Origin of the sequence: Candidatus Accumulibacter phosphatis, from assembly GCF_012939955.1 — a bacterium.
Lineage (GTDB): Bacteria > Pseudomonadota > Gammaproteobacteria > Burkholderiales > Rhodocyclaceae > Accumulibacter > Accumulibacter delftensis.
In genome coordinates, this window is the sequence record NZ_SPMY01000061.1 from 38,841 (window position 1) to 62,095 (window position 23,255).

18 protein-coding genes and 1 pseudogene are annotated in these 23,255 nt (G+C 64.8%); 11 read left to right on the plus strand and 8 right to left on the minus strand.

What is annotated here, in order from left to right; genetic code table 11:
- Positions 1 to 276: 276 nt before the first annotated feature.
- Entirely contained in the window at positions 277 to 534 is a 258-nt protein-coding gene (locus E4Q23_RS18715; RefSeq protein WP_169068046.1) for a hypothetical protein, read from the plus strand.
- A 35-nt stretch (positions 535 to 569) separates the two neighbouring features.
- Here the strand turns inward: E4Q23_RS18715 and E4Q23_RS18720 are convergent, their stop codons facing one another.
- The 6 genes from E4Q23_RS18720 to E4Q23_RS18745 form a co-directional block, all read right to left on the minus strand.
- Positions 570 to 2,882, minus strand: a complete 2,313-nt coding sequence (locus E4Q23_RS18720; protein ID WP_169068047.1) for a diguanylate cyclase — start codon at positions 2,880 to 2,882, stop codon at positions 570 to 572.
- Entirely contained in the window at positions 2,809 to 3,858 is a 1,050-nt protein-coding gene (locus E4Q23_RS18725) for a ligand-binding sensor domain-containing protein (RefSeq protein ID WP_169068048.1), read from the minus strand. The genes E4Q23_RS18720 and E4Q23_RS18725 overlap by 74 nt, the downstream gene beginning before the upstream one ends.
- Positions 3,859 to 4,029: 171 nt before the next feature.
- The gene (locus E4Q23_RS18730) at positions 4,030 to 6,399 is read right to left on the minus strand and encodes a DNA internalization-related competence protein ComEC/Rec2 (RefSeq protein WP_169068049.1); all 2,370 of its coding nucleotides are present in this window, start codon (positions 6,397 to 6,399) and stop codon (positions 4,030 to 4,032) included.
- Between the two features lie 48 nt (positions 6,400 to 6,447).
- A complete protein-coding gene (locus E4Q23_RS18735) occupies positions 6,448 to 8,469 on the minus strand; it encodes a methyl-accepting chemotaxis protein (RefSeq protein ID WP_169068050.1) in 2,022 nt (673 codons plus the stop codon).
- Between the two features lie 85 nt (positions 8,470 to 8,554).
- The gene (lolD, locus tag E4Q23_RS18740; RefSeq protein ID WP_169068051.1) at positions 8,555 to 9,241 is read right to left on the minus strand and encodes a lipoprotein-releasing ABC transporter ATP-binding protein LolD; all 687 of its coding nucleotides are present in this window, start codon (positions 9,239 to 9,241) and stop codon (positions 8,555 to 8,557) included.
- A complete protein-coding gene (locus tag E4Q23_RS18745; RefSeq protein ID WP_169068052.1) occupies positions 9,234 to 10,481 on the minus strand; it encodes a lipoprotein-releasing ABC transporter permease subunit in 1,248 nt (415 codons plus the stop codon). The genes lolD and E4Q23_RS18745 overlap by 8 nt, the downstream gene beginning before the upstream one ends.
- A gap of 215 nt (positions 10,482 to 10,696) precedes the next feature.
- Here E4Q23_RS18745 and E4Q23_RS18750 point away from each other — a divergent pair, with 215 nt between their 5' ends.
- The 10 genes and pseudogenes from E4Q23_RS18750 (at position 10,697) to fliR (ending at position 21,205) form a co-directional block, all read left to right on the plus strand.
- The gene (locus E4Q23_RS18750; protein ID WP_169068053.1) at positions 10,697 to 11,767 is read left to right on the plus strand and encodes a hypothetical protein; all 1,071 of its coding nucleotides are present in this window, start codon (positions 10,697 to 10,699) and stop codon (positions 11,765 to 11,767) included.
- Entirely contained in the window at positions 11,767 to 13,512 is a 1,746-nt protein-coding gene (gene recJ, locus E4Q23_RS18755; RefSeq protein WP_169068054.1) for a single-stranded-DNA-specific exonuclease RecJ, read from the plus strand. Before E4Q23_RS18750 ends, recJ begins: the two co-directional genes overlap by 1 nt.
- An 848-nt stretch (positions 13,513 to 14,360) precedes the next feature.
- Positions 14,361 to 15,465, plus strand: a protein-coding gene (gene prfB / locus E4Q23_RS18760; RefSeq protein WP_169068055.1) for a peptide chain release factor 2 whose coding sequence is annotated in 2 segments (ribosomal slippage) — positions 14,361 to 14,441 and positions 14,443 to 15,465 — 1,104 coding nt in all. Because the reading frame shifts where the segments join, the coding sequence is not laid out codon by codon here.
- Positions 15,466 to 15,468: 3 nt separating this feature from the next.
- Positions 15,469 to 15,978, plus strand: a complete 510-nt coding sequence (locus E4Q23_RS18765) for an Ivy family c-type lysozyme inhibitor (protein ID WP_169068056.1) — start codon at positions 15,469 to 15,471, stop codon at positions 15,976 to 15,978.
- Positions 15,979 to 16,011: 33 nt separating this feature from the next.
- The gene (lysS, locus tag E4Q23_RS18770; protein ID WP_169068057.1) at positions 16,012 to 17,526 is read left to right on the plus strand and encodes a lysine--tRNA ligase; all 1,515 of its coding nucleotides are present in this window, start codon (positions 16,012 to 16,014) and stop codon (positions 17,524 to 17,526) included.
- 19 nt (positions 17,527 to 17,545) lie between these two features.
- The gene (mnmC, locus tag E4Q23_RS18775) at positions 17,546 to 18,673 is read left to right on the plus strand and encodes an FAD-dependent 5-carboxymethylaminomethyl-2-thiouridine(34) oxidoreductase MnmC (RefSeq protein WP_248595580.1); all 1,128 of its coding nucleotides are present in this window, start codon (positions 17,546 to 17,548) and stop codon (positions 18,671 to 18,673) included.
- Between the two features lie 262 nt (positions 18,674 to 18,935).
- Entirely contained in the window at positions 18,936 to 19,388 is a 453-nt protein-coding gene (gene fliO / locus E4Q23_RS18780) for a flagellar biosynthetic protein FliO (RefSeq protein ID WP_248595581.1), read from the plus strand.
- Positions 19,375 to 20,146 (plus strand): annotated as a pseudogene (gene fliP, locus E4Q23_RS18785) (flagellar type III secretion system pore protein FliP). The gene fliO and the pseudogene fliP overlap by 14 nt, the downstream one beginning before the upstream one ends.
- A complete protein-coding gene (gene fliQ / locus E4Q23_RS18790; RefSeq protein WP_042331677.1) occupies positions 20,143 to 20,412 on the plus strand; it encodes a flagellar biosynthesis protein FliQ in 270 nt (89 codons plus the stop codon). Before fliP ends, fliQ begins: the two are co-directional and overlap by 4 nt.
- Positions 20,413 to 20,419: 7 nt before the next feature.
- Positions 20,420 to 21,205, plus strand: coding sequence for a flagellar biosynthetic protein FliR (gene fliR, locus E4Q23_RS18795; protein WP_169068058.1), 786 nt, complete (start codon positions 20,420 to 20,422; stop codon positions 21,203 to 21,205).
- Here fliR and E4Q23_RS18800 read toward each other — a convergent pair.
- The gene (locus E4Q23_RS18800; protein WP_169068059.1) at positions 21,202 to 21,741 is read right to left on the minus strand and encodes a hypothetical protein; all 540 of its coding nucleotides are present in this window, start codon (positions 21,739 to 21,741) and stop codon (positions 21,202 to 21,204) included. The genes fliR and E4Q23_RS18800 overlap by 4 nt on opposite strands.
- 9 nt (positions 21,742 to 21,750) lie before the next feature.
- Positions 21,751 to 23,082: a flagellar hook-associated protein FlgL gene (gene flgL, locus E4Q23_RS18805; RefSeq protein WP_169068060.1), complete on the minus strand. Its 1,332-nt coding sequence runs from the start codon at positions 23,080 to 23,082 to the stop codon at positions 21,751 to 21,753.
- Positions 23,083 to 23,255: the final 173 nt, after the last annotated feature.

Below are 23,255 nucleotides of genomic sequence, written 5' to 3' on the forward strand. Positions count from 1 at the left end.
TGCACGAATCTGCACCTGTGTCAGTTTTGTACCACGCGTGGCGACAAACGCTTGTCAGCGTCGGATCAGGCTTGACAACACCCCCCAGCCATGGAAAACAATAAGCCGAGCTTACAGAAGCTTAGCGACTACAGTTAAAGTCGCTTATCACCTCATAGACTCTGAAACTCGAACGCTGGACCCAAGAAACGCTTCAAGAACGACACAGGATGGCCGTTGCAGAGGTATCAGCCAGATCATTGCGGCCAGTAATACTCTCCTCAAGGAGCGCAGCCCATGAACATTTCAGATGACGCCGTACTGCAGTTCTTTCGCGATCTCGTCCGCGATTTTTCGCAACCGCATTTCTCGGAAGCGGAATTTCTCCAGCAGCAATACGCCGTGATCGAAGCGTATGTGGAGCACTTCCCGGCAAACGAGAGGGACTCCCAGGCGCTGGCATGGATCGAGGCCAACGCCGGGCAGTACCGTCAGCAGTGGCGCCTGCAGGCGGCAAGCGGCGGACGCCAGATGCAATCCAATCGCAGCCACTAGTCCCCTCTTGCGCAAGCGCGCCGACAAGCCCAGGCTCACTCCACGGCGGCAGCTGAGTTGATCTCGGTCGAGGACAGCGTGTTCGGAAAACCGGCTGCCCGCAGACCGTCGTGATGCGGCGAGCAGACGAGCTTCAAGCCACCCGAGCGCGTCCACTCAGCCAGAGGCCTGCGCGACCGGGCAAGCAAGGCTTCGGCCGACTCACCACCGGCGCTGAGCGCTCCCAGCCAGCCATTGCGACCCGCGCCCTTGACGGCGTAGAGCGCCGCATCGGCGATATTGACGGCGCTAGCCCAGTCCAGAGTGGCGGCATGCTGGATTGACAGTGGAAAGCAGCAGAAGCCGATCGAGCAGGTCTTCGACAGGAAGCGGCCGTCGTCCAGTTGGAAAGCCTGATCGGCCACCGCCGCCCGCGCCCGCTCGGCAAGTTCGGCCGCGTGCGAGCGCGGTGTCGCTCGCGCCACGACGAGGAACTCTTCACCACCCCAGCGAATCAGGTAATCGGTGTCGCGAAATACGCGCACCAATCGCGCGCTCATTTCCCGGATCACCGCGTCGCCCGCGGCATGGCCATAGCGGTCGTTGACGTGCTTGAAGCAATCGATGTCGAACAGGAAGAATATCAAGCCGGCATCCTCCCGCAACTTTGCTCCGTACTTGAAGTGACTCTCGTACTCGCGCACCGCCAGGGCGGCATCGGCCTCGATGTGCTGAGTCAGGAAGCGGCGGTTGCGCAAACCGGTCAAGGGGTCGGTCAGGCTCGATTCTTCCAGGGCGACCGACTTTCGCTGCAGCGCCAGCGCCAGGGCCTCCAGTTCGGCCGTGCGCGCGTGCACCATTTGTGTCAGTTCCATCTCGTGCAGGCGCAGATGACGGGTTCGCAAGCGCACCAGCGCGTTCACCATGGCCAGCAGCAGGCCCAGCACGAGCAGCCGAAACCACCAGCTTTGCCACCAGGCGGGCAGCACATGCACCTTGATCGCCAGTTCATGCGGACTCCAGGCGCCGCTGCGATTACTGGCGCGCACGCGCAGAAGGTAATCACCAGGGTACAGATTGCTGTAACTGGCGACCCGGGAATCGGCGCTAGTTTCGATCCAGTCAGGATCGAAACCCTGCAGTTGGTAGGCATAGCGCACACGCCCCGAGTCGCTGAAATCGACCGCCGTAAAGGCCAGGCTGAAGCTGCGCTGCTCGGGCGCCAGTTCGATGCCGTCGAGGATTCCTCCGGCCGACTGGCGCTGGCCGTTGATGGTCAACTCGGCGATCAACAACGGCGGTGCGTAGGCCGAGGCGTCGAAGCGCTCGGGCCTGACCACCAGAATGCCCTTGCTGCCGCCAAACAGTAGTCGCCCATCAAGCGTCTTGGCCCGTGATAGAAACCAGCCGGTGCCCAGATCGGCACCGTCGGCGGCAGTCAACTCGTCGAGCCGGTCGCTGGCGGGATCGTAAACGTACATCTGCGTCCAGATGCGTCCGCGCGCATCTTCCTGCAAATTGCCACCAAACGGCCGGCCGACGATGCCATGGCGTTCGCTGACGCGCTCGAAAACTGCCTGCCGGCCATCCCAACTGCGCATCCGATGCAGGCCACTCACGGCCGTGTCCACCCACAGCGTCTGCTGGCTGTCGAAGAGAAGTCCAATGACACTAGGGTTGCCAAGGCCGGCGCCGGCGGGCGCTTCGACCGGCAACAGCTCGTCGCCACCAGCAGCAACGCGAAACAGCCCCTTGCCGCTACCCACCCAAACGCTCCCATCAGACGCCTCGGCAAGGGCATTGATATCGGCGCGCAACGCTTGCCCCTGCGGCTGACTGATGCGCACGACTTCGGCGGAACCGGGCCGCCAGCGGAAGACGCCATCCTGCGTAGCCACCCAAAGTGAGCCATCTCTGGCGGCGAGCAAACGTCGTACCAGGCCGCCAGCATGCGGCAGCGTTTGCAGTTGCCGATGATCCTGGCCGAACTGATAGAGCATTGAATCGGCCCCCAGCCAGACGCTGCCATCGCCGGCCTGGGCCATGGCCTCGACGCGTACCGGCGGCGACGGCTGCCCTTCTGCCTGGCTGGCCGCCAGCGCCTGTTTCGGCGTCCGCGGCCACAGCGCGCCGGTCACCCGCAGCAGGCTGTCCATGACCGCCACGCCGCCCTTGTTGGTCGCCGCCCAGATTTCGCCATTATCGACTTGCAGCAGGCTGCGCACGTCGGCCTGAAAAAAGGGGCTACCGACTTGCGCATCGGCGCCGCGCAACCAGATGCTCTGGTTATTCGGATCATGGCGCTGCAGACCGACACCAAAACCGCCCACCCAGATCAGGCCGGCCTGATCGCGGAGCAGCGCCGTCACTTCGTTGCCCGCCAGACCCGAGCGCTGGCGCGCATCGTGCCGCAAGCGCTGCACAAGACGGCCGTCGGCGACCGTGTGCAAATCGATGCCGGTCGATCGACCGACCCCACATTTGCCCGCCCGAAGCCTCGACCAGACTGGAAACGGCGCCCTGGTTGGCAATGTCCTGCGCGTAGTCGAGGAACAGGCCCTTGTCCGTCGCCGGGTCGACGATCGCCACATCGCCCTGCTGCGTGCCCACCCATATACGCCCGTCCGATGCCTGGAACAAGGCCTGCACGATGCGCCCGGCGAGGCTCGCATGGCCGTCCCCGTCGCTTGAGAAGACCGCCTCGAAGCGATCACTAGCCGCCTTGCGGCGGCTCAAGCCGGCCCAGGTACCCACCCATAGCGAGCCCTGGTCGTCGATCAGCAGTGCCTGCACGCGATCATCGGGCAGGCTTCCCGGCTGCGGCGAATGTCGGTAGTTGACGATACGGCCGCTGCTCGGCTCGAAATGATCCAGGCCGCCGCCCTCGCTACCCGCCCAGATACTGCCGTCGCGATCCTCGGCCAGGGCGCGGATGGTCGGCAGCACGCCGGCGTTCTGCTTGCTGTCGCCGCGCCAGGAAGTGACACGCTCGGTCGCCGGGTCATAGACCGCCAGGCCATCCCATTCGGTACCTACCCACAGACGACCATCGCTGCCGGCGAGCAGGGCGCGGATCCAGCCCAGGTTGCGCGCCGCCGGGTCCGCACTCTCACGCTCCTGCGCACGAAAGCGATAACCGTCAAAGCGCACCAGACCGTCGCCGGTCGCCACCCACAAGAACCCGGCCCGGTCCTGGACCATCGTCGGCACGACAGCGCGCGGAATGATGCCGACCCCCACCGACTCGAAACGCGGCTCGGCCAGCGGATTGTCGACGTTGAGGGGAAGCAGGGGGTCGGCGTGCAGCGCCGTGACGGTGAGCAGCAAGAGCCCCAGCAGCTTCATCGGGCGGCGCTACGGGGTGAGCGAACAGACGCGCACGCTCCGGGCAATGGTGATCTCGCAGACATGCCACATTGTAGCCGCCAAGACCCTACCGGGGTCAGTGCTCTGGCTTGGCAAGCAGGTCGGCGACAAGCAGCCGTGGGTCAGCTGGCTGTGCGCTGCCCATTCTGCTCACTGTCCATACCAGTAACGCCGATGTTCGCTGCGATACGCGGCAAGCGCCACGCCGCCGGCAAGCTCGATGCGCACCGCGCCGTCGGCATCGCTGCGCCACACGCGACTTCCGGCATAGCGCGCAAGGACATCCGGCCGTGGATGCTGGTAGCGGTTGCGGTAGCCAACGGGAATGATCACGTCACGGGCGCCAACGGCGGCAATGAACGCCGGCGTCGACGAGGTGCCGCTGCCGTGATGCGGCACCAGCAGGACTTCGCTGCGCAAGAGCTCGGGCGCACGATCAAGCAGTTCCTGCTCGTCGCGAGCCTCGATGTCCGCGCTGAGCAACATGCTCCCGGAGGCATTTTCCAGGCGCAGCACGCAGCTCATGTTGTTGGTTTTGGCGCTCTGGAGTTGGTAAGCGGCGGCGTCAGGGTGCAGCATCGTGAAGCGAACGCCATCCCACTCCCAGCTCTGGCCGGCCGCACAGCGCTCACCGTCCAGTTCCGGCAGCGAGCTGAGCAGGCGGCCGACCGGCAAGGCTTCCCGGATGGCGACCAGGCCGCCCGAATGATCCTTGTCGCGATGCGTGACGATCAGCGCATCGAGCCGGTCGACGCCGATCGCTCGCAGGTAGGGGAGGACGATGCGCTGCCCGGCGTCGGACTCGGCGCTGTACAGCGGCCCGGTATCGTAGAGCAGGGTGTGCTCGGCGGTGCGCACGACAACCGCCAGCCCCTGGCCGACATCGAGCACATCGACCCAGGCGTCGCCGGGCGCGGGTCGTGCTGCCGGCCAGAACACCGCCGGCAGCAGCAGGCAGAAACCGAGCCAGCGTGCCGGAAAGCCGCGCGGCAGCAGCAGGCACAGCACCCCGATCAGGGCCAGCAGCGTGGCCAGCAGCGGCGGTGCCGGCTGTTGCCAGAGCGGCCAGCGCGCCAGCCATTCCAGAACGATCATCAGCAGCGACAACAGCCAGTGGTCGAGCTGCAGTAGCGGCGGCCAGGGGACGAGGGCATAGATCAGGGCGAGCGGAGTGATCAGGAAGCTGACCACCGGGATGGCCAGGGCATTGGCCAGCGGCGAGAGCAGCGAAAATTGCTGAAAGAGGAGCAACAACAAGGGCAGCGTACCGACCGTCACCGCCCATTGCGTCGTCCCCCAGCGAGCCAGTGTCGCACGCCAGCCAGGCCGCGCTCCGAGCCGCGCCGTACCGACAAAAAAGAGCACCCCCACCGCCGCGAACGAAAGCCAGAAACCCGGCGCGAGAACCGCCCAGGGATCAAGCACCAGTACCAGCAACAAGGCCAGCAGGAGGCTGCGGCTGGCGCCGAGGTTACGCCCCGACCATAGCGCCAGCGCCACCACGCTCAACATGTAGAGCGTGCGCTGCGTCGGTACGGCAAAACCGGCGAGCAGGGCGTAGCCGAAAGCGGCCAGCCAGCCGGCGGCGATCGCTGCCTTCGCTGCCGGCAGCCACAACATCAAGCCTTCGCTGCGCCGCCAGAGCCAGCCGACCAGTGCCGCAAAGAGCGCGGCGACCATGGTCACGTGCAGCCCGGATATCGACATCAAATGGGTGACGCCGGTCTGCCGGAAGACGTGCCACTGCTCTGTCGAAATCGCCTGCTGATCGCCGATCGCCAGCGCGGCAAGAATCCCCACGTAGGGCGCCTCCGGCAAGGCCGCGCGGAAAGAGCGGCGAATCCGCTCGCGCAGGCGCTCGATCGCATAGCCCGGCCCGACAACGAAGTCATCGAGGCGCTGCGCCACGCCTTTCGGGCGCACATAGCCTGTCGCCCGCAGGCCGCGCTCGAAGAGCCAGGCCTCGTAGTCGAAACCGTGCGGATTGGCATTGCCGTGCGGCTTTTTCAGGCGCACGGTGAACCGCCAGCGCTCGCCCGGACGAGTGCTGGGCACTGCGGCGGGCACTGCGGTCAGCGCTTCGTAGCGCTCGTCGGCGCGCTGGCCGTGGTACCAGGAGAGCATGATTCGCGGCGGCACCCGTGCCTGCGGCGAGGCAACCGACTCCACCGACTCCACCGACTCGACGACAAAAGCGAAGCGCTCGCCGTTCTCGAAGTCCTGTGCCAAGCCGGCGACCACCCCGACGATCTGCAGGTCACGACCTTCCCACTCGGCCGGCAAGCGCTCCTGCAGGCGCTGCTCGGCGAGCAGTGCTGCCCACGCCAGACCCAGCACGGCGCAGGCCAGAACCGAAATGCTCCGCCAGGCAAGCGGTGCCAGCTGCCGACGAGCACCCGCCCAGATCAGCCAGGCGGAAGCGCCGAAAAACATCGCCACGACCAGCGCGAAAGGCGGCAAACTTCCCCGGGTCTGGAGAAGCCCGACCCCCATGGCGAAGGCGAGAATGTTGGCGCGCATGCGCCATTAGAACGGAAAACTGCCGTCACGCGCGCACTTCAAGGGGAGTCAGGCGAGTTTGAAGCGGCGAACTTCGGCGTCGAGGCCTTGCGAAAGGCTTTCCAGCTGTGCCGCTGTACCGGCATTGCCAGCCACCGCCGCGCAGTTCTCCCCGGCCATCTGGGCAACACGCTCGACGTTGCGGGCAATCTCGGCGCTGGCGACGCTCTGTTCGCGCAGTGCGCTCGAGATATGCGCCACGCTGTCCACCACCTTGCTGGCATTGCCGCCAATTTCGCCGATCGCGTCGCCGGCCTGCGTGGCCAGCGCGACGCCCGCGCTGACACGGCTAACGCCCAGCTGCATGCTGCTCACGGCATCACGAGAGCCGTTCTGAATGGCGTCAATCATGCTCGAGATCTCCTTCGTCGAGCGCGTCGTCCGCTCGGCCAGCTTGCGCACCTCGTCGGCGACGACCGCGAAACCGCGCCCCGACTCGCCAGCGCGCGCCGCTTCGATCGCCGCGTTGAGCGCCAGCAGGTTGGTCTGATCGGCAATTTCCTTGATCACATTGACGATCGCCGAGATCTTCTCCGAGCGCCCACCCAAGTCGGCGATGACCGACGCCGCGTGGTTCACGATCTCCGCAATGCGCTCGATCTCGTGCACTACGTCACCGACGACGCGACTGCCGTCGGTCGCCAGCTCGCCAGCGCGGCTGGCCAGCTGATTGGCGTCCTGGGCACTGGCGGAGAGGTTTTCGATGCCCACCGTCATTTCTTCCACCGCCGCCGCCATTGCCGAAGCGGCATCGCTCTGCTGTGTGCTGCTGCTGGTAATATTCCCCGCCGAGGCAGCAAGGTTCTGGGTGGCCCCGAGCACCTCGCCGGCACTGCGCTGGACCTTTTGGATCAGGACACGAAAACCCTCGGTCATTTCGTTCAGGCTGTCGCCAACCAGCCTCAGCTCGTCACGAGTACCGAGATCCACCCTGACGCTGAGATCGCCGGTGGCAATCATTCGCGCATTCGCTGCCAGGCGCTTGATACTGCCAATCGTCGCCAAATAGAAAGCGATCGACACGTAAGCGTAGATCAGCAGAATGAGCGCGGTAACGGCAATACTGATGCCCAATTCCCGCTGTGCTCGCTGTAGGCGCTGCTGCAGCACTTGTTCGAGGGTCGGGAAAAGGCTGTCGAACATCTCCTTGTAACCCTTCTCGATCACCCGCGTCGTCACCGCAAAATAGACCGCCGGCAGCATCTCGTAGCGCTCGCTGAGGATGTCGTCGTTCACCATGGTGCCGAACTCTTCCGCCGCCGCGCCCATGTCCTTAGCCGCAGCGTCGAGCGCCGACTGCAAGCCGGGATTGTAGTGCGAGGTCTTGGCGATATTTCGCCGCAGACCATCCACGGCTGAATTGAGCCTGCCCAGTGCTGCGGCCAGTTCGACCCGCTGCGCCATCGCCAGCGGTTCTTTCCGGGCCAAGGCGCCGGTGCCCATGGCGCGCAGCTGGCCCATGTTCTCCAGCGCCAGCGGCAACTCGTCAACCAGTGTATCAATGAGATAGCTGGAGTCGATGTCAGGATCGTTGGTCAGGGAATTCTGATCGGCGATGGCGCGCTGGAAGCGGGCAAGTTCATCGATCAGCGCGGTGTGGCGCAGAAAATTCTCGCGTACCCCCAGCTTGAGGCCTCCTTGCTGGATGGTCCCCCACGCGGCGACGAGCTTCTGCCATGAAGCAGACGCGGCCGATTGTGGCGGCAAGCTCGCAGTGACGGCCTGCAGCGCTTCCTTGACTTCCGTTTCCCTGCCTGCGCGCCGGTATTCCATCCTCTCGTCGCCATTGAGAACCCCTGACGAAAGCCCGCGATGGACCTGCAGATGCTGCACCAGAATGGCGATCGGCTTGATCGTTTCAAGACCGGCCAACTCCTGCTGCGAACGGTCGATTACCCGCTGCTCGGAACGGTAGAGATTCGCCCCGAGGAGACCGATCGCGATCAACGCCAGCATCCCCATCACCGTGAACTTCTTCGTATAACCAAGGCGGTTGAGCAGGGCAATGGCCGGGGCGAACAGGGTCTGCATGATGATCCGTCTCCAAAAGGTGCCGCAAGACCCTTAACGGCAGCAGGCGCCGAAACTTTAGGCGATTGGCGCGCCAGGCAGAATCTCAGCCGTCAGAGGGCTGCAAGCGGCCGTCGTTCAGGGTCAGGATGCGTTCGGCACGGCCGGCAAGTGCCGGGTCATGGGTGACGACGACGAAACTGGTTTGCCGCGAGCGGTTGAGCGCCAGCATCAGCTCGAAGACGCCGGCGGCGGTTTGCCGATCGAGGTTGCCGGTCGGCTCGTCAGCGAGCACGCACGCCGGCTCGGTAACCAGCGCGCGGGCGATCGCCGCCCGCTGCCGCTCACCCCCGGACAGTTCCGAGGGCGTGTGCTGCAAGCGGTGGCCGAGACCGACTTCGCGGAGTATCGCTGCGGCCCGCGCTTCTGCTTCCGCCCTCGGCAGGCGGCGAATGATCAGCGGCATGGCGACGTTCTCGAGGGCAGTAAATTCGGCCAGCAGGTGATGAAACTGATAGACGAAACCAAGGTGGTGATTGCGCAGCGTCCCTCGTTGCGCGTCGCTGATGCTGTTCAGATCCTTACCCATCAACTGCACGCTGCCAGCGCTCGGCGCGTCCAGGCCACCGAGGAGATGCAGCAGGGTGCTCTTGCCCGAACCGGAGGCGCCGACGATGGCCACGCGTTCGCCGACCTGGATCTCAAGATCGACGCCGAGCAGCACCTCGACTTCGCTATCGCCCTGGCGATAGATCTTGCTCAGCCCTTGACAGGCCAGAACCGGCTCACTCATAACGCAGGGCTTCCGCTGGATTGACCCGGCTCGCACGCCAGCTCGGATAGATCGTCGCCACCAGTGCGAGCACGAAAGCAACGCCGACGATCGTCGTCACATCGCTCCACTGTAGTTCAGAGGGCAGGTTCGAGATGTAATAAACCTCCTTGGCGAGAAACTGTGTGCCGAGCAGGCGCTCGATGAAGGGCACCACGACATCAACGTTGAGGGCCAGGGCAACGCCGCCGGCGACACCAAGGCCGAGGCCAATGAAGCCGATCAGCGCGCCCTGCACGATGAACACCATCATGATGCTCATCGGGCTGGCACCGAGGGTGCGCAGAATGGCAATGTCGGCCTGTTTGTCGGTCACCGCCATGACCAGCGTCGACACGATGTTGAACGCCGCGACGGCGACGATCAGCGAGAGAATGATGAACATCATGTTTTTCTCGATTTGTACGGCGCGAAAGAAATTGGCGTGGCTGCGCGTCCAGTCGCTGATGAAGGCGTTGATCGGCAGGGAACCGGCCAGGGCGCGCGACACCTGCGGCGCCTTGAACAGATCGTCGAGCTTCAGGCGCACGCCGGAAACACGATCGTCCATGCGATACAGACGCTGTGCGTCGGCGAGGTCAATCAGCGCCAGGCCACTGTCGTACTCGTACATACCAACTTCGAACAGGCCGACGACGTTGAAAGTCTTCAGCCGCGGGATCACCCCGGCCGGCGTCACCACGCCCTGCGGTGCGATCAGCGTCACCCGGTCGCCAACGCGGACGTCGAGCGCGCGCGCCAGTTCGCTGCCGAGGACGATGTTGAAGCTGTCGGGAGTCAGATCGTCGAGCTTGCCGCTCTTCATGTGCGGGCGAAAATCGGCGACCCGGTCTTCCTGGTCGGGCAGAATGCCGCGCACCAGGGCGCCGCGCACTGCCTGCCCGGAGGTAAGCATCGCCTGTGCCTGCACGAAGGGCGCGCTGGCGAGCACGTGTGGCTGTCCGGCTGCCTGCTCGGCGACCGCTTGCCAGCCGGCCATTTCGCCGCTGCCGCCGGTGATCTGGACGTGCGAGACGACGGCCAGAATGCGCGAGCGGAGCTCGGTCTGAAAGCCGTTCATCACCGACAGCACGACAATCAGCGCGGCGACCCCGAGGGCGATGCCAAGCATGGAAATCAGCGAGATGAAGGAAATGAAGTGATTGTGCTTTTTGGCGCGCGTGTAGCGCAGGCCGATCAGCAGCTCGTAAGGAAGGGCCATCAGCGGCGGGAACTCATCTCAGGTTGGTGCTGCGAAGCGCCGAAACGGCAAAGCCGCTATGCTACACTTTTTCGGCTAGCGGCTGCCCGTTCAAGCATTCAAGCATTCCACACTCCTCGGGCTACGCTGGCCGCGCTCACGCCATCCGTCCGTTGTCTCGCCCGCCTTCTCGCCCAGCGCTTCCTCCACTGTCTCGCCTCCTCCGGCCCACCCGCATGCAGCTCACTCTTGTCGTCCCCGAACTCGTCTGGCCCGAACCCGACGACCGCGAAACTTTCGACGCCCTCGCCTGCCCCGGACTGAACACGCTGATCGCGCGCAGTCGCCTGCAGCGACGGGCGCCACAGTCCTTCGAAGCAACGCTCGGCGACGCCTTCGGCCTCAGCGGCAGCGTTCCCTGGGCGGCTTTCCGGATCCTCGGCGAGAGTCAGGCACCGCCCGCCGCCGGCGCCGACCCGTGCTGGCTTTGTGCCGACCCGGTACATCTGCGCCTGCACCAGGAAAAACTCATTCTTGCCGACGGTAGCAGTCTCGACATCAGCCTCGACGAGGCGCGGGAACTCATCGCCGAACTCAATCGCCAGTTCGCAGATGTCGGCACTTTCCATGTCGCCACGGCCGATCGCTGGTATCTGCAGCTCGCTGGCGAAACCGATCTGGGCCATTTCGACGTCCCGCCGCTGTCGGTCGTCGCCGGTCGCAAGCTTGGCCGGCAGTTGCCGGAAACCCCGGAGGCGCGCCACCTGCGGCAACTGCTCAACGAAGTGCAAATGGTTCTCTACGGGCAGCCGGCCAACGAAAAACGCGAGGAGGCCGGCCGCTCGACGATCAACAGCCTGTGGTTGTGGGGCGCTGGCGCGCAAGCCGCAGCGAACAGCAGCGCCGGTGCCGGCAATTTCGCCGGTATCTGGGGCGCAGACGTACTGGCCTGCGGCCTGGGCCGCGCTTACGGCATCCCGATGCAGCCACTGCCCGCCGACCTCGGCGCGCTGCTCGCGCAAGCACCGGCCGGCAGCCGACAACTGGTGATTCTCGACACGCTGCAACGCCCCGTGCAGTACGAAGACGCCGACGCCTACGGCAAAGAACTGGCCAGGCTCGACAAACACTGGTTTGCGCCCGTGCAGAAAGCACTCGCCAGCGGCAGGCTCAAACGCCTGCGCCTTGAAGCCGCGACCGCCTACGCGGCGCTGGCCTGGGAAAGCGGCCGCGGCGAGCAATGGCAACTGTGGCGTCGTCCGCAGCCGCTGGCGGCAACCGCGCAAGCGCTCGCCCGGGGCAAGTGATGACCACCCTGCACAGCCGTCGCGTCTCGCCGCGCGTCCAGTGGCAACTCGAACAACAGGGCCTGCACCCCCTGTTGGCGCGCATCTACGCGGCGCGCGGCATCGTCATGCGCAGCGAACTCGACTACGACTTCCCGTCGCTGCTGCCACCCACGCGCCTGACGCACGCGGCCCAGGCCGCGGTCCTGCTCGCCGACGCCATCGCCCGGCAAGCGAAAATTCTCATCGTCGCCGACTACGACTGTGACGGCGCGACCGCCTGCGCGGTCGGCATCCGCGCGCTGCGCGCCTTCGGCGCCCGCGTCGATTACCTGGTCCCCAACCGCTTCACCTACGGCTACGGCCTGTCGCCGGACATTGTCGACCTGGCGGCGCAAAGCAGTCCCGACCTGATCGTCACCGTCGACAACGGCATCGCCAGCGTCGACGGCGTCGCCCGCGCCCGCGAACTGGGCATTGCCACGCTGATCACCGATCACCACCTGCCAGGTGACGAACTGCCCGCCGCCGCATGCATCGTCAACCCCAACCAGCCCGGCTGCGACTTCCCGAGCAAGGCACTGGCCGGCGTCGGCGTAATGTTCTACGTGATGCTGGCGCTGCGCGCCGAGTTGCGCCAGCGCGACTGGTTCGCGGCAGCCAGCGGCCGCCGCGAACCGAAGCTGGCGACCCTGCTCGACCTGGTCGCGCTGGGCACCGTCGCCGACGTCGTCAAGCTCGACCACAACAACCGCGTGCTGGTCAGTCAGGGCCTGCAGCGCATCCGCCAGGGTCGGCTGACGCCCGGCATCGCGGCCATTTTTCGTGCCGCCGGACGCACCCCGACACAGGCCTCGAGCAGCGACCTCGGTTTCATCATCGGCCCGCGCCTGAACGCCGCCGGTCGCCTTGCCGACATGTCGCTGGGCATCGAATGCCTGATCACCGACGACCCGGGACGGGCGATGAATATCGCCCAGCAACTCGATGCCCTCAATCGCGAGCGCCGCGAAATCGAGGCCGGCATGCAGGAGCAGGCGCTGCTGCTGATCGAAAAAGCCGGCGCCGATGCCGCGGCCACCATGCCTGCGGACCCGCACTCGGCAGCAGTCGGCGTTTCGCTTTTTGACGCCGACTGGCACCAGGGAGTCGTCGGCATCGTCGCCGCGCGCATCAAGGAAAGGCTGCACCGACCGGTTTTCGCCTTCGCCCGCGGCGAGGGGGACGGTGGCGAAATCAAGGGCTCTGGCCGCTCGGTCCCCGGTCTGCATCTGCGCGACGCGCTCGACCTGGTCGGCAAACGCGCACCCGGCCTGCTGCTACGCTTCGGCGGCCACGCCATGGCCGCCGGCGTGACCATCAAGGAGTGCGATTTGCCGCGTTTTCGCGAACTCTTCGCGCAGGTCGCCGAGGAGTTGCTGGCCCCGGCCGACCGCACGCGCACCCTGGAAACCGACGGCGGCCTCGAATCAGGCTACTACTCGATCGCCACTGCCCGCCTGCTCGAAGCCGAAGTCTGGGGCCAGGGTTTCCCGCCACCGCTGTTCGAGGACGATTTCGTCGTCGAAAGCCAGCGCATCCTCAAGGACAAGCATCTCAAGCTGCGCCTGCGCAAAGGCGCACAAAGGCTGGACGCCATCCAGTTCAACTTTTCCCACACCCCGGGAAACACCATCCGCGCCGCCTACCGGCTGGCCATCAACGACTACAACGGCGTGCAGACGCCGCAGTTGATGATCGAGCATATCGAGAACCCCTCGGCGTGAACCAGCCGCGGACGAGCAGGCGCGGCGGCGCGCTGGCCCAGTCTGCCCGTGGTCTCGCGACGCGACCGCGACCGCCGAGGCAGCAATAGCTACAGCTCAGGCGCACTCCACGGCGCTTCTGCGGTCAGTGTCGGCGCGACGTTCGCTTTTTCCCACGGCGTCCACGAAGCCGCGCTGCAAGGCGTGTGTCCGTCGGCGATCGTCTTCACGGCGGTCGTCGAAGTGGGCGAAGCGGCATTGACAAGCTACCACGTTACAGTCATTTAACGGCAAACGCGGCGCCTCTTTGGCGAGAAATCGTGTCCCTGCAAGTTTCCGTACCGCGGCACAGGTATGGCTCCCCTGTCTTATCACGACGCCACGGAAGGGCAGCTGGGAATAGGGCACTGACTTTTCCCTTGTCGACGTCGGTCGCGCGCGCGCGCGTCGAGACCAGGCGACGACGCCAAGCACGCAAGAAAGAACAATCAGCCAGATCAACATGCTTTCCTCCCGAGATCAGTTTCTTTTTCTTGACCACTCTGAATGTCAGAGCACGCAGTTCGTAGTGCATCGTCAAGAGCGTGGTGGAGCCGACCACAGCGAGACGTCCCGACTTCGGCCCGCGCCTTAGGATAACAAGAAATCCCACTAATATCAGAACTCAAACCATATTCGTCCAGGCACAAGACGGGGCTTGCTTTGCCCTGCGCAAGCGAAGTGGCCAAGCAGGGCGAGCGTGCCCTGACGCACCACCACTCGTGAACAGCGGCGAAGCTGTCGCGCGCCCACGCGCCGAAGCTGCCGCCCGGCAGCTGGCGGCGGACGTATATAATGGGCGGTTCATTCTTCAAGCGATCAGAGAAAACATGGAAGCCGAACAGCTCAACCTCATCGAAAACCGACTCGACGACCTCGGTCAGCGGGCCGCCGAACTGCGGAGGTATCTTTGACTACGATCAGAAAGCCGATGAACTCAAGGCCGTCTCTCTAGAACTCGAAGATCCGAAAGTCTGGGACGACGCCGAGCGCGCGCAGGAACTGGGCCGCGAGAAGCGCTCGCTCGAAAATATCGTGCTGACGCTGGATACGGTCGGTAAGGTCCTGCGCGACGCCGGCGAACTGTTCGCCATGGCCCGCGAAGAAGATGATGACGAAACGCTGCTGGCGATTACGGCCGACATCGACGGCATCGAGAAGGATGTCGCCGGCCTTGAGTTCCGGCGCATGTTCAACAACCCCGCCGACCCGCTCAATTGTTTTGTCGACATCCAGGCCGGCGCCGGCGGTACCGAAGCGCAGGACTGGGCGGCCATGCTGCTGCGTATGTATGTGCGCTACGGCGAACGCAAAGGCTACGCGGTGGAAGTGCTCGAGGAGTCAGAAGGCGACATTGCCGGCATCAAGACGGCCAGCATCAAGCTCAACGGGGAGTACGCCTACGGCATGCTGCGCTCGGAGACCGGCATTCACCGTCTGGTGCGCAAGTCGCCTTTCGACTCGAACGCCCGCCGCCACACCAGCTTTTGCTCGGTAACCGCCTACCCGGAAATCGACGATTCCTTCGAGGTCGACATCAACCCGTCCGACCTGCGCATCGATACCTACCGGGCGTCCGGCGCCGGCGGCCAGCACATCAACAAGACCGATTCGGCGGTACGCATCACCCACCTGCCGACGAATATCGTTGTCCAGTGCCAGAACGATCGCTCGCAGCACCGCAACCGGGCCGAAGCAATGGCCATGCTCAAGTCGCGCATCTACGAGGCTGAAATGCGCAATCGCCAGGCCGAGCAGCAGAAACTCGAAGACGCCAAGTCCGATATCGGCTGGGGCCACCAGATCCGCTCCTACGTTCTCGACCAGTCGCGAATCAAGGACCTGCGGACCAACGTCGAGGTCGGCAATACGCAGGGCGTGCTCGACGGCGACCTCGATCAGTTCATCGAAGCAAGCCTCAAACAGGGAGTCTGACCCATGCCACGACCCTTCCTCACCATCGCCCTGGCCAGCCTGCTGCTTGTGCCAAGCTTCGTGCCGAACTTCGCCGCCGCGGTCGACAGCTCGCTCGACGCCTATGTCGGCCAGCAGCCGGAAGCGCTGCTCAAGGCGAAGCCGGAGTTTGCCAAAGCCTACCGCAGCGCGGTCGGCGAACTCGACTTCCCGGCATGGACGCAGCGACTCGCTGCCGGCAAGCGCGCCGAGCGCGTCGACATCAACGGCACCGGCTACATCTTGACCTCGGCGTGCAGCTCCGCCGGCTGCCTCGACGAACACCTCTACATCCTCTTCGACCCGCAAAGCGGGCGCGCCAGCGGCCTTTTCTACCTGCCGCCAGCGAGCGACAATCCGGGCGACACGCGTACCGCGTTTTCACGCTGGTACGGCATGCCTGCCGACAAGGCCACGGCCCAGGCCATCGGCGCTTTCCTGCTCGAGCGTGCAGCCACCGATGCGCAGACCCTGGCCAACCCCGTAAAACAGTGATAACCCGCTGATCACCCGAGACCGACCGCCATCATGCCCGACACCGATACCGCGCAGGATAGCTCCGCGCAGCACGACGAAAACCGCATCATTGCCGAACGACGCGCCAAGCTCGCCGAATGGCGGCAGACCGGCAGCGCCTATCCGAACGACTTCGCGCGCGAGAACACCGCCGGCAAAATCATCGCACTGTACGAGGAAAAAGACCGCGAAGAGCTCGCCGCCTTGCCGGTCGAAGTACGCGTCGCCGGTCGCATCATGCTCAAGCGGGTGATGGGCAAGGCCTCGTTCATCACCCTGCAGGACCTTTCGGGACGCATCCAGGCCTACGTCAGCCGCGACCTGATCGGCGAAGAAGCCTACGCGGCTTTCAAACGCTGGGACATGGGCGACATGGTCGGCGCTGTCGGCACCCTCTTCCGCACCCGCAGCGGCGAACTGACCGTCGAATGCTCGCAAGTACGGCTACTGGCCAAGTCGCTGCGGCCGCTGCCGGAGAAGTTCCACGGCCTGACCGACCAGGAACAGAAGTACCGCATGCGCTATGTCGACCTGATCACCAACGAGCGCTCACGCTTCACTTTCGCCGTACGCAGTCGCATCGTGCAGTCGATCCGCAGCTACATGGTCAACGACGGGTTCCTCGAAGTCGAAACGCCGATGATGCATCCGATCCCCGGCGGGGCCTCGGCGAAACCCTTCAAGACGCACCACAACGCCCTCGACATGGAGCTTTTCCTGCGCATCGCGCCGGAGCTATACCTCAAGCGCCTGGTCGTCGGCGGGCTCGAAAAAGTCTTCGAAATCAATCGCAACTTCCGCAACGAAGGCATCAGCCCGCGGCACAACCCCGAATTCACGATGATGGAGTTCTACGAGGCGTACTCCGAGTATCGCCGCCTGATGAACTTCACCGAAGGGCTGTTGCGCCACAGCGCGCGCGAGGCGCTGGGCAGCGAAATCTTCGCCTACCAGGGCCGGACCCTCGACTTCGCCAAGCCTTTTGCGCGCCTGACGATCATCGAGGCGATCCGCAAGGACCATCCCGGCTACAGCGTCGAGCAGCTCAACGACGCCGCCTGGCTGCGCGCGAAGCTGAGCGCGATGAAAGTCGAGGTGGCTGCTAGCGCCGGCCTCGGCACCCTGCAGCTACTGCTCTTCGAAGAGACCGCCGAAGCCGGCCTGTGGGACCCGACGTTCATCATCGACTACCCGGCCGAGGTCAGCCCCCTGGCCCGACGCAGCGACAGCAACCCGGAAATCGCCGAGCGCTTCGAGCTGTTCATCGCCGGCCGCGAAATCGCCAACGGCTTCTCCGAGCTGAACGACCCCGAGGATCAGGCAGCCCGTTTTCTCGAACAGGCCAAAGCCAAGGACGCCGGCGACGAGGAAGCGATGTACTACGACGCCGACTACGTCCGCGCGCTCGAATACGGCCTGCCGCCAACCGCCGGTTGCGGCATCGGCATCGACCGCCTGATCATGCTGCTCACCGACTCGGCGAACATTCGCGACGTGATCCTCTTCCCGCAAATGCGACCCGAGTAGATCGCCTGCCCAGCCGGCCATGAACCAGCACGCAATCGTCATCGGCGCCGGCCTGGCCGGCAGCAGCGCCGCCGAACGCCTGGCCGCGCGCGGCTGGAAAATCGACCTCATCGAGCGCGCCCACGCGCCCGCCCAGGGCGCCTCGGGCAACGTCGCCGGCGTCTTGCGCCCGCTGCCCTCGCTCGACGATAACCGCCTGGCGCGCCTGACCCGGGCCGGCTTCGAACACGCCTGCCGCCATTTCGCAGCCTTGACCGCCGCCGGCCAAGCCCTGCGCTGGGGACAGACGGGCGTCCTGCATCTGGCCCGCGACGAAACGCACGCGGCCACCCAGCAACGGGTCGTCGAGATCCGGAAGGCGGCAGCCGATCAACTCTACTTCGTCGATCGTCAGCAGGCGCGGAAACTCGCCGCCTGGCCGGTGGCCAGCGGCGGCTGGTGGTTCCCCGGCGGAGGCTGGGTCGATCCGGGGTCGCTGTGCCGCGCCAATCTCGCCCGCTACGCCACAGCCATCACTGCCCACTACGCCGCTGAGGTGGCGCAGATCGACCGCCCGGCCGATCTCTGGCGCGCCCGCAACGCCGCCGGCGACGTCATCGCCGCAGCACCGGTACTGATCCTCGCCAATGCGACGACCGCCCGACATTTCGCCGTTACCGCCCATCTGCCCCTGCGCGCCGCCCGCGGACAGGTTTCGCATCTCGCCGCAACAGCAGGGTCGGCGCCTGACGTCGTCGTCTGCCGCCTCGGCTACGTGACTCCAGCCATCGACGGCCTGCGCTGCGCTGGCGCCACTTTCAGCGTCGATGATGGCGAAGCCGCGCTGCGCGAAAGCGACCACGCCGAAAACCTGGCCAAACTCGACTTCATCCTGCCCGGCTACGGCAATGGGATTCAGGCACGCGACCTTGCCGGCCGCGTCGGCTTCCGCCCACTATCCCCCGATCGCCTGCCGATGATCGGCGCCATTGGCGACGCCGCAGCGATCGACCCCGACGCCCCCTCCCCGAGCACTCTCCGAAATGCCGCGCCTGCCAGGTCTCTACCTGATCAACGGCTTCGGCGCCCGCGGCATCGTCTGGTCGGCTCTCGCCGGCGAACTGCTCGCCTGCCTGGTCACCGCCGCCCCCCTGCCGCTGCCCGATGATCTGGTCGACGCCGTCGACCCCGGCCGCTTTCTCCTGCGCGGCCGAAGCCGGCGGCAGCGCGTCGAAAGAGAGCGGTGAACCGTCGCCTGGAGCGTGAGCAAGACCACCCCGGCTTCTCTGCTGCGACTGAAATAGATCACCCGCACACTGCCAGCCTTTCGCGAAGCGGCCCTTCCCCAACGAACTTTGCGAAGCACGGCGTATGCGCTTCGCCACGCTTGCTTTAAGATAGCGAGCAGCATTCTGAGCCGGCGGCCCCTCTTGCTTCGACACCTCAAACCCTTTGTTTACCACCCGACGCTTAATGCGTGCTGGCTGCTGTGCGCGCTGTTTTCGGGCAGCACGCTGGCGCAGACCGCGCTTCCCGAGCCCCCTGGCCTGTCGCTGGCGACGATGCTGCAAAGCGTTCTCGGACTGGCCCTGGTCATCGCTGTTCTGTTTCTGGCTGCCTACTTTCTGCGCCGGCTCAACGGCGGCCGTGGTTTCGGCAGCAATGGCCCGATGCGCGTCGTTGGCGGTCTGATCATCGGCAGCAGAGAACGCATCGTGCTGGTCGAGGTTGGTGATACCTGGCTCGTTGTCGGCCTGGTGCCGGGCCAGATTCGAACCTTGCATACGCTACCGAAAGGTGAGTTGCCATCGACCGGCGACGGCGAAAAGCCTTTCTCGCAATGGCTCAAGCAGGTCGCCGAGCGCAAGAATGAAGGCCGCTAGACGCAGCCGCGGTGGCTTCCTGCTCGCGCTACTGGCGGTGCTGGGTTTGCTCGCGCCGCTGGCGGCCTGGGCCCAGGCCGGCGGCCTGCCGGCGCTGACCAGCACCCCGGGCGCGGCTGGCAGCCAGACCTTCACGCTGTCGGTGCAGACCCTGCTGACGCTGACGGCACTGACCTTCATCCCGGCAGCGCTGCTGATGATGACCAGCTTTACCCGGATCATCATTGTCCTGTCGCTGCTCAGGCATGCGCTGGGGACGCAAACCTCACCGCCCAATCAGGTGCTGCTCGGTCTGGCGCTTTTCCTGACTTTTTTTCATCATGTCGCCAGTGCTCGACAGCGTCTATAGCGAAGCCTATCAACCGCTGTCGGAAAACAAGATCACCTACCTGCAGGCGATCGAACGCGGCGCCGTACCGCTGCGCAAGTTCATGCTCAAGCAGACGCGCGAAACGGATATCGCGCTCTTCGCACGCATGGCCAGCGCGCCCCGCTTCCAGTCTGCCGACGACATTCCGATGCGTCTGCTGGTCCCGGCCTTCGTCACCAGCGAGCTGAAAACGGCGTTCCAGATCGGCTTCATCATCTTCATTCCCTTCCTGATCGTGGACATGGTCGTCGCCAGCGTGCTGATGTCGATGGGCATGATGATGATGTCGCCGGTGATGATCGCCCTGCCCTTCAAGCTGATGCTCTTCGTGCTCGTCGACGGCTGGCATCTGATCCTCGGCTCACTGGTGGCCAGTTTCGCCACATGACGCCCGAACTGGTCATGGATATTGGACGCCAGGCGGTCGAGATGACCTTGCTGCTGGCCGCGCCACTGCTCCTCGCGGCGCTGCTGATTGGCCTGATCGTCAGTGTTTTTCAGGCCGCGACGCAGATCAACGAGCAGACACTGTCCTTCATTCCCAAGCTGGTCGGGGTATTCCTGATCCTGCTCCTGGCCGGCCCGTGGATGCTGGGGCTGATGGTCGACTACGTGCGCCGACTGTTCGAAAGCATTCCTCTACTGGTCGGCTAGGCCAGCGATGATCAGCCTGAGCTCGGCCGAGATCAACGCCTGGATCGTCGCCTTCTTCTTCCCGCTGGCACGCGTCCTCGCCGTCCTGGTCAGCGCGCCGCCGTTCAATAACCCCGCCCTGACCGTCCGCATCCGGCTGATCCTTGGCCTGGCGATCACCCTGGCCATCGCCCCGGCGCTGCCACCGATGCCCGCCGTCGACCCGGCGTCGGGTGCAGGTCTGCTGATCCTCGCGCAACAAATGCTCATCGGCTTTGCCATGGGTTTCGCCGTACGCCTGGTGCTCGCCGCAGTCGACCTGGCGGGCAGCATGATCAGCCTGCAGATGGGTCTCGGCTTCGCCACCGCCTACGACCCACTGACCGCCGGTCAGACCGGGGTGGTCTCGGAGTTCCTGGGGCTGCTGGCACTGCTGATTTTCATGGCCATCAACGGCCACCTGATGGTCATCGCCACCTTGACGCACAGCTTTACCGCCATCCCCATCGGTGCAGCACTGCCGGAAACGGGCAGCTGGTGGCAGCTGGCGCGTTCCGGTGCGCTGATCTTCTCGTCGGGCCTGCTCCTGGCGCTCCCCATTCTTGTCGCGCTGCTAGTCACCAACCTGGCGCTGGCCATCCTCAGCCGCGCCGCGCCGCAACTCAACCTGATCGTGATCGGCTTTCCGCTGACCATCACTCTCGGCTTCGCCGGACTGGTGTTCGGTCTGTCGTATCTGAGCCAACCCATACAGCAGATTTTTGAGTACGGGCTGCAGGCCATGCTCGGCAATTTCTCGCCAGCCGCGCGCTAATCCACCTTCTCAGGATCACTTCGGACCAGTTGGAACGTGCCTTCCGCGTAGCGATGCGTAAAAGGCGTGCTCGACTCGACACCCTCGGAATAGTCGAGAATCCGGAAGCCCAGGAAGCCATGTTTGCGCTGCAACTGTAGCGCTCGTCGCTTGAGGATCAATCCGGACTCACCATCGCCGCCAGTGCGGAAACTCTTGGCGCGCATCGACAGCAGGTAGGTGTCGCTAGCGACCATCTGCTCTTCGATAGTCCAGTTCGGTGCCAGCGGATCGTAAACCACATAGGCGATGATCGCGCCGGCAGCGGCCATGCCCAGATTCGCCGCCGGCCCGGTATAGGCGGAGGCGGCATAGCCCACCGCCCCGACCAGGGCGATAGCCTTGCCAGGCTCGACGCTGACGGTCGGATCGGGCGACTGCGCATAGCGGCTGTCCGGGGGATTGCTCACCGCCCGCGCGGGCGGCTGCACGTCGACCGTGCCACAGCCCGCCAACAGGGTCGCGAGAAAAAGACCGGCCGGGAGGAGCCTGGGCATGTTGATCACTTACAGATAGCTGAACAGGCTCAAGCCACTGATCGTGACAAAGGACTTCTGGGCGGCTTCGAGACTCAACTGCTGACGCGTGAAGTCCGAGAGCGCTTGCGCATAATCCAGGTCCTGAAGAGCCGACAGGCTCTGCTGATGCAGGATATCGACCGCCGCCGAGTTGCTGCTCAGACCATCCAGTGCCTGCAGGCGTGCGCCGACCGATGCCTGCACGCGGCTGACGTTGGCCTGCGCCTGGTCGAGATGGTTCAGATGTCCTGCCAGCTGGCTGGTGAACTCTGTCCTCGCCTGGCTCGAACCGAGCGGGGAGTTCAGCAGGCCGATCAGCTCCTGCATCGTCTGGAAGACGCTCTTGTTACCACTCGGCGTGACACTGAAGCGGTCGCCATCGGCCGGCAGGCCGTTGATCACCACCTGTGCGCCAAAGTCGGCCGCCGGCGCACTGCTCAGCAGCGGAATAGCCTGTCCGGAAGTAAATGGCAGCAGCTCACTGACTGACCTGGCCGGCAAAGCGGCGGCCGGTGGCGGCGACGTCGAGACGTCGAACAGCTGGTAATGACTGCTCCCGGCGACCGACGAGAATCTTATTTCCAGCGCCTGATTGCTGCTTCCCTGCCAGAAATCCGAGTTCAGGGCGCGCTGCCACTTCTGCGGGTCAAGCACCGAGCCGCCGTCAATGACCCCGGCCCCCTTATTGGCAAGGGTGCCGCCGTCACCGCCAGCAGCGGCCAGGAAGCTGCCATTACCTTCACGGATGTTCATGAACAGATCGCTGCCGGCAACGCTGCTCGGCATCTGCTGTGCCGGCCCGACCTGCATCAGACGCTCGCCATCGTCACCGAAATAGCTGACCGAGGTCGGTGCCGCCGACGATGTCGCCGCGCTGAGCACAAAGGGCGTCGTCGCGCCCTGGTGACCGGCAAAGAGATAATCGCCCTCGGCATTCTTGCTGTTGGCAATTCCCAACAGCTCCGCGAAACGTGCCTCGAGTTCGCTGGCCACGGCCTGGCGGTCGCTGTCACTGAGAATCGTGTTCCCGGCCTGAATGACGCGCTCACGAACGCTCTGCAGGAGATCGGTCGCCGCGCCGAGCTGACTGTCGACCAGTCCCAGGCGATCAGCGGCCGCGCCCTGGTTACGCGCGTACTGAGCGGCGACCTCACGAGTCTGCGTGACGGTCAGCGCTCGCGCCGCGCCGATCGGATCGTCGGCCGGTGTGAGAATTCGCCGGCCGCTTGAAATCTGCTCCTGCAGCTTGAGCAGCTGGCTCTGGTTGCGCTCCATGCCGCGCACACCGGCATCATAAAGTTGATTGCTGCTGATCCGCATCTAAGTCTCCTTAACGGTCATGACAGTCGTGACACCCCAGATCATGAAAGTCATGACCGTTTCCCTCTTCCCCTGCCCCTTCTCCCGCAAGGGAGAAGGGAGGTTCGTGAGTCGCTTGCGCGACTTTCACATTAACGGTCATGACATGTCGAGATACCCCCGAATCATGAAAG

What these genes read in the sequence shown, in the direction of transcription:
- E4Q23_RS18715 (WP_169068046.1), top strand. Translation starts at nt 277, where the DNA reads ATGAACATTTCAGATGACGCCGTACTGCAGTTCTTTCGCGATCTCGTC.
- E4Q23_RS18725 (WP_169068048.1), bottom strand. Translation starts at nt 3,858, where the DNA reads ATGAAGCTGCTGGGGCTCTTGCTGCTCACCGTCACGGCGCTGCACGCC.
- E4Q23_RS18730 (WP_169068049.1), bottom strand. Translation starts at nt 6,399, where the DNA reads ATGCGCGCCAACATTCTCGCCTTCGCCATGGGGGTCGGGCTTCTCCAG.
- E4Q23_RS18735 (WP_169068050.1), bottom strand. Translation starts at nt 8,469, where the DNA reads ATGCAGACCCTGTTCGCCCCGGCCATTGCCCTGCTCAACCGCCTTGGT.
- lolD (WP_169068051.1), bottom strand. Translation starts at nt 9,241, where the DNA reads ATGAGTGAGCCGGTTCTGGCCTGTCAAGGGCTGAGCAAGATCTATCGC.
- E4Q23_RS18745 (WP_169068052.1), bottom strand. Translation starts at nt 10,481, where the DNA reads ATGGCCCTTCCTTACGAGCTGCTGATCGGCCTGCGCTACACGCGCGCC.
- E4Q23_RS18750 (WP_169068053.1), top strand. Translation starts at nt 10,697, where the DNA reads ATGCAGCTCACTCTTGTCGTCCCCGAACTCGTCTGGCCCGAACCCGAC.
- recJ (WP_169068054.1), top strand. Translation starts at nt 11,767, where the DNA reads ATGACCACCCTGCACAGCCGTCGCGTCTCGCCGCGCGTCCAGTGGCAA.
- E4Q23_RS18765 (WP_169068056.1), top strand. Translation starts at nt 15,469, where the DNA reads ATGCCACGACCCTTCCTCACCATCGCCCTGGCCAGCCTGCTGCTTGTG.
- lysS (WP_169068057.1), top strand. Translation starts at nt 16,012, where the DNA reads ATGCCCGACACCGATACCGCGCAGGATAGCTCCGCGCAGCACGACGAA.
- mnmC (WP_248595580.1), top strand. Translation starts at nt 17,546, where the DNA reads ATGAACCAGCACGCAATCGTCATCGGCGCCGGCCTGGCCGGCAGCAGC.
- fliQ (WP_042331677.1), top strand. Translation starts at nt 20,143, where the DNA reads ATGACGCCCGAACTGGTCATGGATATTGGACGCCAGGCGGTCGAGATG.
- fliR (WP_169068058.1), top strand. Translation starts at nt 20,420, where the DNA reads ATGATCAGCCTGAGCTCGGCCGAGATCAACGCCTGGATCGTCGCCTTC.
- E4Q23_RS18800 (WP_169068059.1), bottom strand. Translation starts at nt 21,741, where the DNA reads ATGCCCAGGCTCCTCCCGGCCGGTCTTTTTCTCGCGACCCTGTTGGCG.
- flgL (WP_169068060.1), bottom strand. Translation starts at nt 23,082, where the DNA reads ATGCGGATCAGCAGCAATCAACTTTATGATGCCGGTGTGCGCGGCATG.